The following is a 17,262-nucleotide window of genomic DNA, read 5'->3' as shown; positions in this document are numbered from 1 at the left end:
TAGTTTTTTTCTAATTTTTTGTATCTACAGTGTGAACACATTTCTATCCATAATGAACCTATATTAAGCAGAAAGAGATTTTGCGATGAATGATGACAAAAGCCCTAAAAAACCACAATATGCTGATAGCTCGATTTCAGACAAAGCCTTTAAACGCATGATCATCTGGTTTTTTATCTACTGTAGCCTGTTTTGTATTGGTGTTATTGTCACAATCGGTGCAGATCACGCTGCTTTAAACTAGATCTCAATTGATTTAAAAAGATACGATTGATAAAACACTCACTTAATCAAGTGAGTGTTTTTTCTGTATCTGTTGGCTTAAAAGTGTATAGGCATCTTTAAGATCTTCCCGCCCCATATCCTGTAACATGTGTTGATGCATATCTAAAATATTCACATCTCCACGTCTTGCAGGACCCGTCTGCATTGTTTCAGGATCATTTTGAGTGGCTTTTTTTGCTGTTTCCAAAATTAATGGATACAGTAAATTAAAATCGACCTGCTGTGCATCGACCACTTGTTTAGCCATGTCATAACAATAATTGGTAAAATTACAGGCAAATACCCCTGCTAAATGTAAGCTCAGCCGCTGCGCTGAATTATATGGATAAACCTGATTACTTAGACTATTTGCTAGCGTCATTAAAGTAGACAAATCATCTTGCAAAGCCGTTTCAATAAACAATGGGGTATTCTGCCAATCCACTTCACGTTCAAAGCTAAAAGTTTGTAAGGGATAAAAAACCCCAGATTTTACATGGTGTTCAGTCAATATATTGAGATTGGTACTGCCAGAAGTATGAACAATCAAAACATCCGAAAGTTGTGAATGAATCGTTTGGATGACTTGAGCAATGGCTTGGTCACTTACCGCAATAATCAATAAATCAATTTCAGGTTCTATACAATGCACAGCATCAATTGCCTGAGCATTCACCTGCTGGGCTAAGCATTGTGCATTGTTTAAATCACGACTATAAATCTGAACAATATGATGTTGTTTTGACAATGCTTTTGCAAAATGTGTAGCAACCCGACCTGAACCAACAATACTAATACGCATATCAACATCTAAAACTTTAAATATATGTACAGCATGCCAATAAAAAAGGGATGAATCAATTCATCCCTCTCAGATTATTTTGATGACTACATCAATTTAAGGCATTGTTTAAGTAAATAATTCGCTCAGCGGTACGTTTATTAAAACACTTGGTATATTGCATCTCTTTATTTTGTTGAGACATCGCATCATCCCAATATTGACGTTGTTGCTGATAGGTTTCAATTTCACTGTCTGGAATATCACCAAAACTTTTCTGTGAAATGACTTTACAATCAACATCACGTTTTTCAAACCATTCTGTTTGATCTTGCTTAAATTGTGCTTTTTGTTCATCACTCAAACTGTCCCAAGTCTGGTTTAAACGATCAACTTGTTTGAGCTTTTCTTCATCTAGCTCTTTTTTACGGATATCCATGGCTTTTTGTGCAAGCGCTGTTTGCTCTGCATTTTCAATTTGGTTGACCTGCTCGCGTTCACGCATATCTTTATTTTCTTTCATATAGGCTGCGTATTGCACCGCTTTTACCGTAACAAAAGTTACCCCTTGAATAACTGCATCCTGATTAAGCACATCAAGGGTTAAACCATCTTTATCTGTTTTCACAACATTATAGTTAAACTTGCCTTTTAGCTGATCATTGGCTAGTACCAATTTAGATTCACCAGCTTCGATATACTCACGTATGCTGCGATAGCCATCACCTTCACATCCCTCCTCACAATCTTGCCCAAATTCTGCATATGAATTTTCAGCACGCTGTTGTAAGCCTTTCGGGAATTGAACCACTAACTGACTTTCACATTCCAGTTGATTGGTTTTAGACGAGTCTTCAGTGATCGTACGAACATTCTTCACTTCAAACTTTAAAGCATTGTTAATTTTCTGAAGTAGTGCTTGGTCAGCTTCATAACCAGAATTTTTAATATTGTCTGCGACTTCACGCAAATACTCATCTTTCAAATATTTTTGAATTTGATTGATATTATCTTGATTGGTACAACTCCACTCTGCAAGTTCAGCATTACCTTCATCTTTTTTCTTTTTGAAGTAATCACAGCCTGACAGCATCAAGGTACTAGAAATCGCAGCAATCATAAATAATGGGTTTAATGATTTATTCATTGTTTATCCGATCATATTTTTATGTGGCTCATTTAACCAAATAATTGAAGAATTTTCGAGTAAAAAATAAAAAGCTTCTGGATATTCAGAAGCTTTTTATACAATTTATGCCTGTTTTAACACCGAACATACCGCTCAAAAAGATTATGGCGTCGTTGCACCAAGTACTTCAAACTCGATACGGCGGTTTTTAAATTGCCCTTCTTTGGTTGAATTATCTGCAATTGGATTGTCTTGACCATGTCCTTCAGCAGTTAACTGTGAGGTATGTACGCCCTTTTCAACCAAATATGCAACAACCGATTTTGCACGTTTTTCAGATAATTTTTTGTTTGAATCCGCATTCCCAACATTATCGGTATAGCCTTTAACCACGAGTTTTGCATCTGGTAGTTGTTTTAACAAATTCGCTGCCTTATCCAAAATCGCTTTATTGGCTTCTGGAATACCTGAAGAACCTGTCGCAAAATTAATTACCTGTAAATTCAATGCAGCTGCAATATCATTTACATTGGCTTTATCTGCCTGAATGCTTGACAGTGCTTGGTCTGCTTGTGAGTTACTTGTATCTACATTTGCAGCACTGCTTGTTGCAGCTGCATTTGCATCGGCTGTTTGCTCTACAGAAATATGTAGATTAGGAGCAATAGCTTTTAACTCATCTGCCAATTTTTGTGCTTGCGCTAAATCTGCTGTTTGAATGGTAAGTTGATCACCGATCCAAGCCAATGAAATGTTTGGAATACCTTTAATTTTAGCCAACACCTGATCTACAGCATTTTGATCTGGCAAATCAGCGGCATAAGCACTGCTGGCTGTAAGTTGACAATGATCGGTTTGACCAAACACAGAGGCAATACTGGTTTTTAAACTGTCCAATAAAGATTGACTGCTCGATTGTGCCTGACAACTTGCTAATTTACCTTCAGCATCTGTTGAAATTTGCAGTTCAGCGGCTTGCACATCAGCAACAGCTTGTGAAGCTCCACTGCTTACTGGATCACCCCCTACAGGTGGCTTGCTACTGCACTGTTTAAATAACAATGCGGCCAATCCAGCAATCACCAACAAAGCAATAATTGGCAATAACCAATTGGATTTTTTAGGTTCATCTTGGATCGAATTTGTTGTGATTGTAGACGTATCAAGGGGTACTGGTGTTGGAGATACACTTTGTACAGGTATCGGTGCCACAGGTTCTACAGGCGGGATAACTGCCTCAGCCACGGGTGCAGCTTGCGTTGTGGCTGCGAAACCAAGACCACCTACACTTAAACCCAATGTAGCAAATAATCCTGTTGCCCAAGCTGGCAAAGCATCTTGAATATTGTTCCATTGCGCTTTGATAAAATCAAAAATTTCATGCTTATCATCTGAACCTGCTTGATCTGCAAGCAATGATAAAGTTGGAGCAATAGAGTGGTTTAATGTGGTTTCAATTTCTTGGGTTGGTGCATTGCCCGCAACCAGTCCTAAAAAATCTGTGACTGTTTCTGGTTGATGACTGAAAATATCGCCTAAGCGAGGATTTAGATTTTGTTGAAGTGTATTAATAAGTTCTGGTTTTGATTTTAAAACAGAGAGGAGAATGGGATAAAAGGCACTTAAAGCACCGATTTTTTCATCTTGAAACTGAAGATCACCCTGTAAAACTTTTGTGGTCACCCGTTCTTTTAGAAGCTCAATAATATTCATAATTTTGGACACTCCGATTTCATTGTTGTATTTGTCACATTAAAAATCATTTTATTGATCATTTTTTATTCTAGTGATTAAATTCTAATAGTTATAATAGCTTTTTGTAGCACAGCGTGTTCAATATCTATTTGAAAAGCCAGCTTATGCTGGCTTTTTGTTTCAATTTTTGCGCTTATGTAAATTTTACAGCTTAGGCAGTAAACGTTTGCAGTACTTTACCGACCATTTTTTGATTGATTAATGGCGTATTTTTTCCATGAGATAAAATACTGTCATTGTTAACAACCCATTCTAGATCTGGATCAACCAAAGCCCAACCCGACTCTTTGACCCAACGATCCGTCATATTGGCCACTTTTGCAGGAGCAAACGTAACTTTTTCAACCCATTCTAAAGGTTCAAACAAACCTTCACGAACCAATTGCACCCCAAAAGACACATAGGTATCAAATGCGCTAATACCGGGTAAAGTCTCAGCAAAAGGCGCTAATTTCGCAGAACCACTCAAAGGTTCATGATGGGTACAAATCGCATCAATCACACCGTCTTTGACACCTTGGCGCAGTAATTCTTTGTCTTTTTCAGCACGCAATGGTGGGCGCACATGTGCCAAAGAATTAAAACCATCAATCAAATGTTCTGTTAAATGCAATTGATGCATTGCAACATCTGCCGTCACAGGCAAACCTTTGCTTTTTGCAATTTTAATCAACTCTACAGATGCACCACTTGAAAGCAAACCAAAGTGCGCTTGGACACCTGTTGCTTCAATCATCAATAGATATTTCGCAATAGCAACTGTTTCAGCCAGTGCTGGAATCATCGGTAGTCCCTGACGTGAGGCAATAAACCCCTCATGTACACAACCATCTTTTGCGATCTGGTGCTCTTCTGGATAAAACACCACGGTCATGTCTAAACCAGCTGCATATTCCAGAGTACGCAGAACCACATCATCATCTTTAAAAGTAGCATAGGCGTTTGAAACAGCAGTACAACCACCCTTTTTTAAACCTGCCATATTTGCGGGTTGTTTACCATTTAAACCTTGGGTTTGCGCACCAATCACTTGTAAATGAATACCACCATCTAACATGGCTTTTTCTACAAGTCCATGAATCAAAGCACCATTGTCTTGCACGATCGGCTTTGAATCAGGTGGGGTAAATACATGCAAAATACCATTTTCACGTGCCGCTTTACCTTCTGACTTCAAGGTACCATGCTGTTGCTGACCTGGCTCACGTAATCGTGCACACAAATCAACCATGGTCGGTATCAACCATTTGCCTTGTCCGTCTATTGTATCTACGACATTGGCAGATGATTCGACTATTTTTCCATGTTCAACATAAACCGTTTGTACAGTGTCAGTTTTTTTAATTGGGTCTAAGACACGTACATTTTCAATTTTTACACTACTCATGACTTTATCCTTAACCTTAAACCGCAATTGCTTCTAACAAACCTTTCTCTTGCAACTGACCTTGCATTGCCAAAGCCAAAACAGCCATTCGCACCGCAATACCATTGGTCACTTGATGCAAAATTACCGACTGTGCACCATCAGCAATACTAGAATCAATCTCTACACCGCGGTTCATCGGTCCCGGATGCATAACAATACAATCAGGTTTAGCCATGGCAAGACGATCTTTATTTAAACCATACATTTTGTAAAATTCAGCTTGTGACGACAAAGCTGGTGAATCAATACGTTCATTTTGAATACGTAAAGTAATGATGACGTCACAGTCTTTAATGCCTTCATCCATTTTATTGAACAAGCGAACGCCTTCACCATATTCATCAAAACCACACGGAAGCAAAGTGTTTGGTGCAATTACACGGATATCTTTACAACCTAAAGTTTGTAACGCTGCGATATCTGAACGTGCAACACGCGAATGCTTAATATCACCAATAATCGCCAGACTAATGTCTTCAAAATTCTTTTTCGTTTCACGGCGAATGGTTAACATATCTAACATTGCTTGTGTGGGATGAGCATGACGACCATCTCCAGCATTGATGATTGCAACGTGTGGACAAACTGTTTCAGCAATAAAATGTGCTGCGCCTGATGAAGAGTGGCGCACAACAAAAATATCTGCTGCCATCGCTTCGAGGTTCCATAGCGTATCGCGCAATGTTTCCCCTTTTGAAGTACTTGATCGTGCGATATCAATATTCAATACATTTGCAGATAAGCGTTTTGCAGCCGCTTCAAAAGTAGTTCGTGTACGTGTCGAATTTTCAAAGAATAAGTTCATCACTGTACGACCTTCTAAAAGTGGTGTCGTTATCAGTTGATTTTGATCATTTATAAAGGAATGGGCTGTATCTAGAATCTTGGTGAGGGTTGCTTTAGAAAGACCTTCGATGGTCAGGAAATGCTTTAAGTTTCCGTCATTATTGAGTTGAATCTGACTCGGTGTATGCAATGCCGCCAAGTGCATGAGAGATTCCTTAGAGGTTAAGTTAACGTATTATACAGATTTTCTTTTTCTTTGGCAGTTGAAGTTTTGGACAAATAGTCATAAAAGTCAGCGATCAAATTTTAAATTTGATCTGCTTTAAGTCTGCAAGTTTGAGTGTTAAGTTTATCAATTTTTCTCGAAGTTGCTGAATCATATTGAGGTAGTCAATATCTGATTGATCTTTTAACAGCTCAATATAAGCATCTATTCGCAGCAAGGCTTGATTACGCCATTTAAGTAATTCTGCTATTGGATGGTACTTTTGTGGATCAAAATCATGCAGTTGATATTCCGATATTTGTATATTGGTTAATGTCACATCATATTCTTTTACACGTTTTAAGCACTTTAAGGTATCTTCTAAACGAAAGCGGATCTCGTGTTCACAAAGAAATTTTAAATGTGGCAAATCCTGTTGAGCAGCAAAATATTGTGCCAATGGCAGAGTAAAATCCTCATAAGGATACCAACGCCCGTGCGCACAGGAGATCAATTCTTTATATTTTTTCTGTTCAATCCACAGTTTAAACACAACAGCCCTTGCCTGATGATAATGACTTAATCGCAGTTCAGTTTGCTGTTCCGACTCATCAGCCGTACCCACGTAAATCATTTGGTTGTTTTTTAAATATTTGCTAATTTCTGCATTGAATTTCGTATAACTCAAGTGATTGTCTCACAGCTTATCCTCAGCTTAACAACACTATAAATGAGTTTTAATTTTAATCACACTGTATCAATTAAGCTCTAACGCTATAGTTAGAGCTTATTGCCCCGACTTATCTCAATGCACCAATATAGTGATGTGAGACTTGCGCTCGATAAATTTCTTCTTCTGTTGCACCAGAAACATATGCTTCCTCGCTTTGTTCAACTTGCGTTGTCGTTACTGTATTCACAGAGGAAGCTGGTTGTTCCTGTTCTAATAAATGCTGTAAGCGCAAGGCATGACGGTTTAATTCTGGATCTTGAGTCGCCAATGACATATCAATCACATACTGTGCATAGCTTTTATTATCCACTAAATACATCACATCAATCACACGCCCTGTCACACGTCTTAATCGCGTTAAGATTAATGCCCCAATGGAAAACGCATCTGCATGTGCAATAAATCTGCTGTTGTTAAGATCTTGCATAGAAATCCCCGTATTTATTAATTCATTAAAAATTCAATTAAATTTCTGAGCCAATACGATGGATAATTAAGCAAATTGTGTACCAAAATCACGCCATAAAATGAATTAATAATGCATACACATTATTCTCTATTTAATATCCTATCTACTAGAACTCGCCCCACACATTGAGGACCTTTAAATAGATCTAGAAATTGCCCCGTATGCACTTTGCGTTCATCATCATGAATCAAGAACTACATGTGTGTTTTATTCATAGATGACTCATCTATTTAAATTGCAATAATTCATGCCAATTTTTCTTGGTCTTAAATGATTTCAGTAATAAAAGAATTTTAAATCAAATTTTAATGATAAAAATAGCGCCAACACATTTCCAATGAAATCAAAATTAATAACACACCCATCACGATATTAAAAAGACGTGCTCGATTTCCTGTATTTAAAAAGCTTGCTAACTTTTCACCAGCAATCCCCCACAGTAATAAAGATAGATAACAGACGACAAAATAAATCACTACAAAAACCAATAAAACAGCATGGATATGCCCCGTTGAAAATAGCCCTGTACCCGCCACTGAGGCAATCCATGCTTTAGGATTTAGCCATTGCATCAATGCCCCTTGTATAAAGGTTGGTATTTTTGCTTCATCATGGGGTTGACTTGAGATAACGGTCCCTTTTGCACGTAGAATATTGAGCCCAATCCACAACAATAAAACTGTACCCAAGATCGTGATCACATCAAGAAGTACAGGATAGATCACAATCATTTGATACAAACCAAAACAGACTGATGCCAATAACAAGGTAAAACCAATGGTCGCCCCTGAAATAAATGCAAAAGTTGCTTTTACACCATAATTCATACTGCTGGTTAAAATGGTCAAATTCACAGGTCCGGGTGAAATCGACATAGACAGCGAAAAAATAAACATTGGAACAATAAGACTGAGCATTTTTTAAATTCGTTGTTTGATCTTATCTACATATTGATATTTGAATATATTTCAAGCAATAAACCCAAATTTTTAACTGAATTTGGTACTTTTTATAAAATTTCGGACTTAAAAGGCCATTCTATAAGTTTTCGTCATCAAAATACGCTAAAATACGCGATTGCTTTTTTAATGTCTTTGGAAATATTCATGAATTCGAAACCACGTCTTTCTACATATTGGGTTACCTGTGCAGATGGACTAGAAACCTTACTGCAAGAAGAAATTCAAGGTTTAGGGATTCAAGATATTGAAAAATTTCCTGGACGTTTGATCTTTAAAGGCAAACTCGAAGATGCATACCGTGTTTGTATGTGGTCACGTTTGGCTTCTCGTGTACTAACACCGATTCATGTTCATGAACTTGAATTTACCCATGACGCACGTGACGTTGCAGAAGAACTTTATGAAGGTGCGATCAATTTTGATTGGTCACTTATTTTTGCACCACAAAGTACTTTCGCAATTCGTCTTCACGTAGAACGTGATATTAAAGTCAACACACAGTTTGCGACTTTACGTGTTAAAGATGGTGTGGTTGATTCTTTCATGGAAGCTGTAGGTAAACGTCCAAGTATCGACATTAAACAGCCTGAAATTACCCTGTATGTGCTTGCTGGAAAAACTGAACACACCTATTGTTTAGATTTATCTGGGGATTCTTTACATAAGCGTGGCTATCGTCGTTTTATGACAGATGCCCCAATAAAAGAAAACCTAGCAGCCGCTATCCTACAAAAAGCACAGCTTAAACAACGCAATCCAGAAATTATTCTTGACCCAATGTGTGGTTCAGGAACCTTTATTATTGAATCATTGATGATCCTAACTGATCGTGCACCTGGTTTAGTGCGCCGTTTCGGCTTTAATGGCTGGAATGGACATGATCATGAGTTATGGATGTCGATTAAAGCTGAAGCAGCTGAACGTCATAAAGTTGCCCTAGAACAACCTTTACCTAAATTCTATGCCTATGATGCAGATTGGGAAGCAGTAAAAGCAACCAAACAAAATATTATTGCTGCTGGATTTGAGCAACAACTGGATCAAATTCAAATTGAAGAGCGTACTTTAGCAGATTGGCCTGATTTCCAAGCAGAAGGCAAAACTTCATTTATTGTCACCAACCCACCTTATGGTGAGCGTTTAGGGGAAAAAGCCTCTAACCGAGCTTTATATCTGGGTCTGTCAGCACTTCTACAAAAGAATTTCCCGAATCAGCATGCTGCCGTTATCGCAGCGGCTGTTGAACAAGCTGATGTATTGGCATTTAACAATCCACAAATCTTACGTTTAATGAATGGTAAATTGCCAATTTATATTCGTTTTGGTGATATTAAGCCAGCAGCTGTGGTTAAACCTTTCCTTGCAGATTGGCAACCTCAACAATTTGAAAAAATTGAAGGTGCAGAAGACTTTACCAATCGTTTGCAAAAAAATATGCAAGCTTTGAAAAAATGGGCTGTAAAAGAAGATATTTATTGTTTACGTCTCTATGATGCAGATTTACCAGACTTTAATGTCGCTGTAGATTTGTATGGTGATCGTTTACATGTTCAAGAATATGCACCACCAAAAACCATTGACCCAGAAAAAGCCAAAAAACGTTTTAACCTTGCTTTGGCTTCAATCCGTGCAGTAACAGGTCTAGGTCGTGATGCGATCTTTATCAAAACTCGTGCCCGTCAAGAAGGTAAAACCCAGTACGCAAAACAAAGTACTGCATCTAAACGTTTTATCGTACAAGAAGGTAAAGCCAAAATTTTAATCAACTTGACTGATTATTTGGATACTGGATTATTCCTAGATCACCGTCAAATGCGTCTACGCATTGCAGCTGAAGCTAAAGGAAAACATTTCCTGAACCTGTATAGTTATACCTCTACAGCAAGTCTACACGCTGCTTTAGGTGGTGCTGCAAGTACGACAAGTGTTGACTTATCCAATACTTATCTAAATTGGTCTAAAGAAAACTTTGTATTGAATGGCTTAACGGTTGATCATCCTGATGAACAGCATCAATTCTTCTCAAGTGATTGTTTTGAATGGTTAAAAGAAGGTCATGAACAATATGACATGATTTTTATTGACCCACCAACCTTCTCAAACTCAAAGAAATTCTATGGTACTTTTGACGTGCAACGTGACCATATTTCTTTACTTAAGCGTGCAATGAACCGTCTAACCACAGAGGGAACGTTGTATTTCTCAAATAACTACCGTGGTTTTGAGATGGATGAAGAAATCGATGCAATGTTTGATGTACAAGAGATCACCAATGAAACGATTGGCTTAGATTTCAAACGTAATCAAAAAATCCATAGAGCATGGAAAATTAAACACTTCCCTGTTTAATCATACTAGACCTCGGGCTTATTTATAAGCCACGGGGTCAATTTCATGTCCTATATAAAGTGTAACGCGATCTTGGGTTGTTATTCGCACATCATGGCGTTGATATGGATTATAGCCAACCTCAATTATTCTATATTTTTCAAGTGGCTTTAAATATTTATCCCCAGGTTGATTTGGATCTGGGTCTTTTTTCTGCCACTCGAAATCAGTTAACACGGTAGAATAAATTTCATCTTTTTTAGCATCGTCTGACCTTTCCTGAGCAACTTGTTTATGCAGGTTATTTTGCTCTTCGACAGGTTGTTGTGCATTTTCCTTGACAGCTTTAATAATAATGGGTGACAGTTTAACCACACCTACAGATTGCTCTGCAAGATCTTGATCATCTAATTTATCTGCCAATGCCTCTATCGAACTAAATGCCATCAAGAGAAAACCGAGTATTTTTAAATAATCAGATTTGTCCTTATCTTTGATCATCATGATCAACTTTTCCTTTCTTATTATTCCTCATTGAAAAACTATCAATTTTTGACCGTTTTTTCAATAAATTCATGAAAAACCCGATAATAGGTAAAACCTAAATAAACACGCATAAATATCTGATGATTAAAATAATATGATGAAGAGCCAAGGCTATGCCGATTGCTGGTTTGGGATGGTTTATAAATCTATGCATCCCTAATAGCTCTGGATGCTTGATTGGGGGAATTAAACAGGCACTAAACCTTTGCATCAATTCTATGATGTGTAGTGTTTTCCCTATTATGCGAAAGTCTTAATGTGGCATTCTGCTGCTCAATCAACCTCATTTCCCCTTCACAAGTGCTATCCATCAATATTACTTCCCCTTGCACCAATGCTTACACTTATGTAGAACGCGAAAGTCCTACTGATCGGAATCTGTAACACGCAAGAATATAAATGCGTATCCAATAAAAAAGCCAACCACCTTACGGTAGTTGGCTTCGGTTATACTGCTAGATAAATTAACTTAATTTTAATTTACCAAAATCAAGTTGACCATTTTCAGCACTGATTAAGATGGTATCACCTGCTGTAAATTGACCAGCAAGGATTTGCTGAGCCAATGGATTTTCAACCTGTTGTTGAATTGCACGTTTAAGTGGACGCGCACCATATACAGGATCAAAACCAGCATCAATCAGAATATCAAAGGCCTGATCATCGACTTTCAATCCAATGTCTCGTTCAGATAAACGTGAACGTAAACGATCCAATTGAATATCCGCAATGCCACGAATTTGTGATTTTTTCAACGAGTGGAACACCACCAATTCATCGATACGGTTAATAAACTCAGGACGGAAATGTTGTGATACGGCATTCATCACCGTTAAACGAACATCTTCATCACTGGCACCTTCACCGAGTTCACGTACATCACTTGAACCTAAGTTCGATGTCATCACAATCACGGTATTTTTAAAGTCAATCACACGGCCTTGTGAGTCTGTTAATCGACCATCATCCAACACTTGTAATAAGATGTTGAATACATCTGGATGGGCTTTTTCAACTTCATCAAATAACACCACACTGTACGGTTTGCGGCGTACTGCTTCAGTTAAAACACCACCTTCTTCATAACCCACATAACCTGGAGGCGCACCCACCAAGCGACTCACCGAATGCTTTTCCATAAACTCTGACATATCTATACGAATAATCGCATCATCACTGTCAAATAAGAAGTTACCTAAAGCCTTGGTTAACTCAGTTTTACCCACCCCTGTTGGTCCAAGGAATAAGAACGAACCACTTGGACGATTTGGATCAGATAAGCCCGCACGTGAACGGCGAACTGCATTTGAAACAGCTACTACAGCTTCATCCTGTCCCACCACACGGTTGTGTAAGAAATCTTCCATATGGAGTAATTTCTCACGCTCACCTTGTAGCATTTTTGACACAGGAATACCGGTTGCAGCACTGACCACTTCTGCAATTTCATTTTCAGTCACTTTGGTACGAATCAGTTTTGGTTCTTCATTGACTTCCGCAACCTCTTCTTCATTTAAGCGTTTTTGCAACTCTGGAATCACCCCATATTGCAAACGACTTGCTTCTGCCAAATCACCTTCACGTTGTGCTTTTTCAAATGCAGTACGTGCTTTATCAAGTTCGATTTGCGCCTGATTTGTACCATCGACTAGACGCTTTTCTGCAATCCAAATTTCTTCCAAATCACTATATTCTTTTTCAACATCTGCAATTTGTTTTTCCAAATGCTCAACTTCAGCTTTACTGACTGAATCTGCATCTTTTTTCACCGCTTCCAATTGCATTTTTAACTGGATCAAACGGCGGTCTAAACGGTCAAGTGGCTCAGGTTTTGAGTCAATTTCCATTTTGATACGTGATGCTGCTTCATCAATCAAATCAATCGCCTTATCTGGCAATTGACGGTCTGTAATGTAGCGATGTGACATTTTCGCGGCTGCAATGATTGCAGAATCGAGAATTTGCACACCATGATGCGTTGCATATTTGTCTTTTAGACCACGTAAAATTGCAATGGTGTCTTCAACACTTGGTTCATCCACCAGAACTTTTTGGAAACGACGTTCCAAAGCTGCATCTTTTTCAATAAATTGGCGATACTCATCCAGTGTTGTTGCACCCACACAACGTAATTCACCACGTGCCAATGCAGGTTTTAACATATTACCTGCATCCATTGCGCCATCACCTTTACCCGCACCAACAAGCGTATGTAGCTCATCAATAAACAGGATGATTTCGCCATCAAATTTAGCTAAATCTTTGAGTACTGCTTTTAAACGTTCTTCAAACTCACCACGGTATTTTGCACCAGCCAACAACGAGCCTAAGTCTAACGATAAAACACGTTTACCCTTTAAGCCTTCAGGCACTTCACCATTGATAATACGCTGTGCCAAACCTTCCACAATCGCTGTTTTACCGACACCCGGTTCACCAATCAATACAGGATTATTTTTAGTTCGACGTGACAACACTTGGATGGTACGACGAATTTCTTCATCACGGCCAATTACAGGGTCGAGTTTGCCTTCCGCAGCACGTGCCGTAAGATCTACAGTATATTTATTGAGTGAATCTCGCTGATCTTCATGGTTATTTGCCATAACTTGTTCGCCACCTCGAATATTTTCAATTGCTTTGCGTAGTTTGTCAGTTGTTACACCTACACTGGTTAACAATGTTTTGGTTGCACCTGTTTCAGCAAGTGCCAAGATCACCCAATCCGTAGATAAAAATTCATCTCCGGCTTTTTGAGCAAAACTGTCTGCCAAATTAAGCGCACGCACAGCTTCAGGATTTAAATTGATATCCCCAGTTGGTGTTCCAATTTTTGGCGCGTCTGTTAAGGCTTTTTGCAGTTTTGTTTTTAACTCAGGTAGATTGGCGCCTGACTGTTGCAACAGGCTAAGATTGGATGGTTCTTCCAATAAAACAGAAAGAATATGAATACCCTCAATTGCGGTATTATCATTACCCATTGCCTGAGATTGTGCATCAGATAAGGCTTGCTGCAGGCGGTTCGTAAATTTTTCAAATCGCATTCTTGTTATTCCTCACAACAAATTTTGTACTTGAATAATAAATGGGAACGTTTTTTTCGATTTCAATAGCAATAGTGAATTAATTTATATATTTTTCAAAAGCTTACCAAAACACTTGGAATAGATTTCAGTATTAATATCTGTGCTGAAACGTTATTTTTCAAGTAAGATGATGGAAAAATATAGAAGATTAGTTTTTTAAGCGTTTGTATTTTCAACGATATGCTTTTAGAGTAAGGAGTATTGAGAGATTTTAGTATAAGAACAATGTTGACTTTCGGTAAATCATTATCTGTATTAATTGCAGCATCTGCACTGTATGCCTGTGGCTACAAATCGCCAAATAGTGAAAAATTTCCGCACCAACATATCCAGCAATTAACACCGAATATATCAGGCATAGAATTCACATGGTTTAAAACCTCTGATGATATGAATAGAAAAGCCATCAATGAAAATTTTATTGTCTACAATTGCCCTGAAAGTCATATAAAACAAAATCCTGTAAAGAATTTTAAAATATGTACTTACGATCTAAATCATGATCAACAGATTCAGCCTCATTTCATTGCTGCACAAACAAATCAATTGATCGATCAAATTGTCGCCTTAAATCACAATCACTTTCTCATCACTATAAAAACATTTCAATCTGGTGTGAATGATCCAATGCAAGCTTATTTGTTCAATGCACAGACACAAAATTCAACGGCCATGACTTCATTTTCCTATACTGCATTTGCTCAGACAATTTTAGAGCAAATGGTGCAAGAAAAAACATATCAAAAGAAAGTCTTAGAATATGGCACAACGGTTTATTTTGATCCTCAATATATTTCGGCCAAAGCAGCCGCAGAAGCTCAAAAAGAACATAAACAACAGCAGCAATCTGTAATCGAAAATTTCAAAGATATTTTTAGAGACAAGCCTGAACAACCAAAACGTGATTTTTCACCAGATGATTATCGTGTTCAACCTGCCGAACCATTTAATTTAAAGCTCATTCAACAGTTAAAGCTTTATCTACAACAGCACCAAGCAGAATGCTATTTAATTCTTGATCACGAAACACAGCTCTTAAAAACACCACAAAGTTATCTCTATAGTCGTGATTTTTCCAAATTTCTGCCACAGTTAGCAGATGAAATAAGACTGCCTGAATGCAAAAAGCCAGTAGAGTTATCCACTGTAAATGCCAAATATCTAAAATATCAAAGTATTGATGACGTTCAAGGTTCAGGAAATCATTATATATTCTGGTTTACACCGATTGGCTATGATGTATTTGAAATCAAACAACATGGGCAAAATAAACAATTTAAGCTGCCCATTGACACTGCTTGGATATATCAAATTAGAAATAAACTGATCATCTCGGTTGATCAAACTTACTACATCATTCCACTTTCTGAATGAAGCATTTTAACCGCATAAAAATTTTAAGCTACGCAACCTATTAAGCTTTCAATGCATTTACACTTCTGACTTGGTTGCAGAACTTTGAGAAACTGCACTATTTGCTGCAACACTTTGGGTAATCCATACATTTCCACCGATTACAGCGCCTTGACCAATAGTAATACGCCCAAGAATAGTTGCACCTGCATAGATCACCACATTGTCTTCTACGATTGGGTGACGTGCATATTCTTTCTGTAAACGCCCAGAATCATCAATTTCAAAACGTTTAGCACCAAGCGTTACGGCTTGGTAAATCCGCACATTTTTACCAATAATACAGGTTTCACCAATCACCACACCTGTACCATGATCAATAAAGAAACCTTGATCGACTTGTGCGCCTGGGTGTATATCAATGCCAGTTTTTGAATGTGCAATCTCAGCAATTAAACGTGCCAACAGTGACAAGTCTTTTTTATAAAACTCATGTGCAATTCGGTGGTAAATAATTGCCAAAATACCCGGATAACACAATAAAACCTCATCAACACTTCGTGCAGCTGGATCACCATCATAGGCCGCAATCACATCTGTATCTAAAATACGGCGTAGATCTGGTAATTTTTGTGCAAACTCACTGACGATACTTTGTGCCAATACCTCAATCACATCGGCATTTTCGTTATGCTTTTTATATTTATAATCATAAGTTAGATTAAGTTTGACTTGCTCCAATAATGAATGCAAAGTTTTCTCAAGTGCATGTGCAATATAAAAATTTTCACTTTGTTGACGTAGGTCAGGTGGCCCCAGTCGCATGGGGAACAAGATGCCACACAGATCATTCATGATTTTCTTAATTTCATCTTTTGAAGGTAATTCCCTACCGCCAAAGTCTTTTAAGCTTTTACGTTGAGTACGCCATTCATTTCGAGCTTGTTGTAGCTCATCCACAATATTGGGGATATTCCATTGGGTCATATATTTACCTACTGAAATGACTTTTCACAATCCATGCGCTTAACATGAAATTTTATTATTCACTTTGAATGAACAGGGTCTGTTGGCAATTCGTTTATGTTTGCGACGACGAGTGTTTTTTAGGCGATCCGAGGCACGAAATACGAAATTTAGTCATCTAAACTAGTAGTTCGTAACGAAGTAGCGGCAAAAAACACTCTAGTCCCTCAACTACACTTTAGACTGCAAACAAAGCAGTGCTTTGTTCTTACTCTGGGTTATCGTTAAAATTATCTCAGCCTACATTATAAAACGCAGAAATAAGCTGGCTATTCTCCTTATCCCATGCGTTACGACATATACGCTCATGCTCAATTTTAACCTACAACGCAAACTATAATATGAAATGCTAGCAGACCCTTGATACTATTTTATTAGCAATCTTGTAGATAAACATTCTTCGTATAAAG

Annotated in this window: 14 protein-coding genes; 3 read left to right on the top strand and 11 right to left on the bottom strand. The window is 37.9% G+C overall.

Going from position 1 to position 17,262, the window contains the following annotated elements:
• The first annotated feature begins 85 nt into the window (after window positions 1-85).
• Window positions 86-244 carry a hypothetical protein gene (locus ACZ5QH_RS09350; protein ID WP_004721086.1) on the top strand — a complete coding sequence of 53 codons (159 nt, stop codon included), beginning with the start codon at window positions 86-88 and terminating at the stop codon, window positions 242-244.
• Window positions 245-286: 42 nt separating this feature from the next.
• Here the strand turns inward: ACZ5QH_RS09350 and ACZ5QH_RS09345 are convergent, their stop codons facing one another.
• The 8 genes from ACZ5QH_RS09345 to ACZ5QH_RS09310 form a co-directional block, all read right to left on the bottom strand.
• Window positions 287-1,066, bottom strand: coding sequence for a Rossmann-like and DUF2520 domain-containing protein (locus ACZ5QH_RS09345; protein WP_303577065.1), 780 nt, complete (start codon window positions 1,064-1,066; stop codon window positions 287-289).
• 91 nt (window positions 1,067-1,157) lie between these two features.
• Window positions 1,158-2,192 (bottom strand): hypothetical protein, encoded by a 1,035-nt coding sequence (locus tag ACZ5QH_RS09340; RefSeq protein WP_004820998.1) that lies wholly within the window; start codon window positions 2,190-2,192, stop codon window positions 1,158-1,160.
• A 144-nt stretch (window positions 2,193-2,336) separates the two neighbouring features.
• Complete coding sequence (locus tag ACZ5QH_RS09335) at window positions 2,337-3,887, bottom strand: OmpA family protein (RefSeq protein ID WP_464016796.1); 1,551 nt, start codon at window positions 3,885-3,887, stop codon at window positions 2,337-2,339.
• 193 nt (window positions 3,888-4,080) lie between these two features.
• Complete coding sequence (locus ACZ5QH_RS09330; RefSeq protein WP_303577063.1) at window positions 4,081-5,316, bottom strand: dihydroorotase; 1,236 nt, start codon at window positions 5,314-5,316, stop codon at window positions 4,081-4,083.
• Window positions 5,317-5,332: 16 nt separating this feature from the next.
• On the bottom strand, window positions 5,333-6,349 hold the full coding sequence (locus ACZ5QH_RS09325; RefSeq protein WP_004721095.1) for an aspartate carbamoyltransferase catalytic subunit: 1,017 nt from the start codon (window positions 6,347-6,349) through the stop codon (window positions 5,333-5,335).
• Window positions 6,350-6,443: 94 nt separating this feature from the next.
• The gene (locus tag ACZ5QH_RS09320; protein WP_303577062.1) at window positions 6,444-7,037 is read right to left on the bottom strand and encodes a hypothetical protein; all 594 of its coding nucleotides are present in this window, start codon (window positions 7,035-7,037) and stop codon (window positions 6,444-6,446) included.
• A 112-nt stretch (window positions 7,038-7,149) separates the two neighbouring features.
• The gene (locus tag ACZ5QH_RS09315; protein WP_004820990.1) at window positions 7,150-7,509 is read right to left on the bottom strand and encodes a hypothetical protein; all 360 of its coding nucleotides are present in this window, start codon (window positions 7,507-7,509) and stop codon (window positions 7,150-7,152) included.
• A 347-nt stretch (window positions 7,510-7,856) separates the two neighbouring features.
• A complete protein-coding gene (locus ACZ5QH_RS09310; protein ID WP_303577061.1) occupies window positions 7,857-8,468 on the bottom strand; it encodes a LysE family translocator in 612 nt (203 codons plus the stop codon).
• 189 nt (window positions 8,469-8,657) lie between these two features.
• Here ACZ5QH_RS09310 and rlmKL point away from each other — a divergent pair, with 189 nt between their 5' ends.
• Entirely contained in the window at window positions 8,658-10,862 is a 2,205-nt protein-coding gene (gene rlmKL, locus ACZ5QH_RS09305; protein WP_004721106.1) for a bifunctional 23S rRNA (guanine(2069)-N(7))-methyltransferase RlmK/23S rRNA (guanine(2445)-N(2))-methyltransferase RlmL, read from the top strand.
• An 18-nt stretch (window positions 10,863-10,880) separates the two neighbouring features.
• On the opposite strand, the gene ACZ5QH_RS09300 is transcribed toward rlmKL, so the two are convergent.
• Together ACZ5QH_RS09300 and clpB are read right to left on the bottom strand one after the other, a co-directional pair.
• Window positions 10,881-11,345: a hypothetical protein gene (locus tag ACZ5QH_RS09300; protein WP_224965343.1), complete on the bottom strand. Its 465-nt coding sequence runs from the start codon at window positions 11,343-11,345 to the stop codon at window positions 10,881-10,883.
• A 506-nt stretch (window positions 11,346-11,851) separates the two neighbouring features.
• Window positions 11,852-14,431 (bottom strand): ATP-dependent chaperone ClpB, encoded by a 2,580-nt coding sequence (clpB, locus tag ACZ5QH_RS09295; RefSeq protein ID WP_004820987.1) that lies wholly within the window; start codon window positions 14,429-14,431, stop codon window positions 11,852-11,854.
• Between the two features lie 267 nt (window positions 14,432-14,698).
• Between clpB and ACZ5QH_RS09290 the strand changes: the two genes are divergently transcribed.
• Window positions 14,699-15,847: a hypothetical protein gene (locus ACZ5QH_RS09290; RefSeq protein ID WP_303577060.1), complete on the top strand. Its 1,149-nt coding sequence runs from the start codon at window positions 14,699-14,701 to the stop codon at window positions 15,845-15,847.
• Between the two features lie 57 nt (window positions 15,848-15,904).
• Here ACZ5QH_RS09290 and epsC read toward each other — a convergent pair whose 3' ends face one another.
• Window positions 15,905-16,813 (bottom strand): serine O-acetyltransferase EpsC, encoded by a 909-nt coding sequence (gene epsC, locus ACZ5QH_RS09285; RefSeq protein ID WP_004820985.1) that lies wholly within the window; start codon window positions 16,811-16,813, stop codon window positions 15,905-15,907.
• Window positions 16,814-17,262: the final 449 nt, after the last annotated feature.

This window comes from Acinetobacter sp. Ac8 (genome assembly GCF_055392545.1).
This window is presented reverse-complemented; position numbering and strand designations above follow the sequence as displayed.

Coding starts and splice junctions, on each gene's coding strand:
- ACZ5QH_RS09350 (WP_004721086.1), top strand. CDS start 86: ATGAATGATGACAAAAGCCCTAAAAAACCACAATATGCTGATAGCTCG.
- ACZ5QH_RS09345 (WP_303577065.1), bottom strand. CDS start 1,066: ATGCGTATTAGTATTGTTGGTTCAGGTCGGGTTGCTACACATTTTGCA.
- ACZ5QH_RS09340 (WP_004820998.1), bottom strand. CDS start 2,192: ATGAATAAATCATTAAACCCATTATTTATGATTGCTGCGATTTCTAGT.
- ACZ5QH_RS09335 (WP_464016796.1), bottom strand. CDS start 3,887: ATGAATATTATTGAGCTTCTAAAAGAACGGGTGACCACAAAAGTTTTA.
- ACZ5QH_RS09330 (WP_303577063.1), bottom strand. CDS start 5,316: ATGAGTAGTGTAAAAATTGAAAATGTACGTGTCTTAGACCCAATTAAA.
- ACZ5QH_RS09325 (WP_004721095.1), bottom strand. CDS start 6,349: ATGCACTTGGCGGCATTGCATACACCGAGTCAGATTCAACTCAATAAT.
- ACZ5QH_RS09315 (WP_004820990.1), bottom strand. CDS start 7,509: ATGCAAGATCTTAACAACAGCAGATTTATTGCACATGCAGATGCGTTT.
- ACZ5QH_RS09310 (WP_303577061.1), bottom strand. CDS start 8,468: ATGCTCAGTCTTATTGTTCCAATGTTTATTTTTTCGCTGTCTATGTCG.
- rlmKL (WP_004721106.1), top strand. CDS start 8,658: ATGAATTCGAAACCACGTCTTTCTACATATTGGGTTACCTGTGCAGAT.
- ACZ5QH_RS09300 (WP_224965343.1), bottom strand. CDS start 11,345: ATGATGATCAAAGATAAGGACAAATCTGATTATTTAAAAATACTCGGT.
- clpB (WP_004820987.1), bottom strand. CDS start 14,431: ATGCGATTTGAAAAATTTACGAACCGCCTGCAGCAAGCCTTATCTGAT.
- ACZ5QH_RS09290 (WP_303577060.1), top strand. CDS start 14,699: ATGTTGACTTTCGGTAAATCATTATCTGTATTAATTGCAGCATCTGCA.
- epsC (WP_004820985.1), bottom strand. CDS start 16,813: ATGACCCAATGGAATATCCCCAATATTGTGGATGAGCTACAACAAGCT.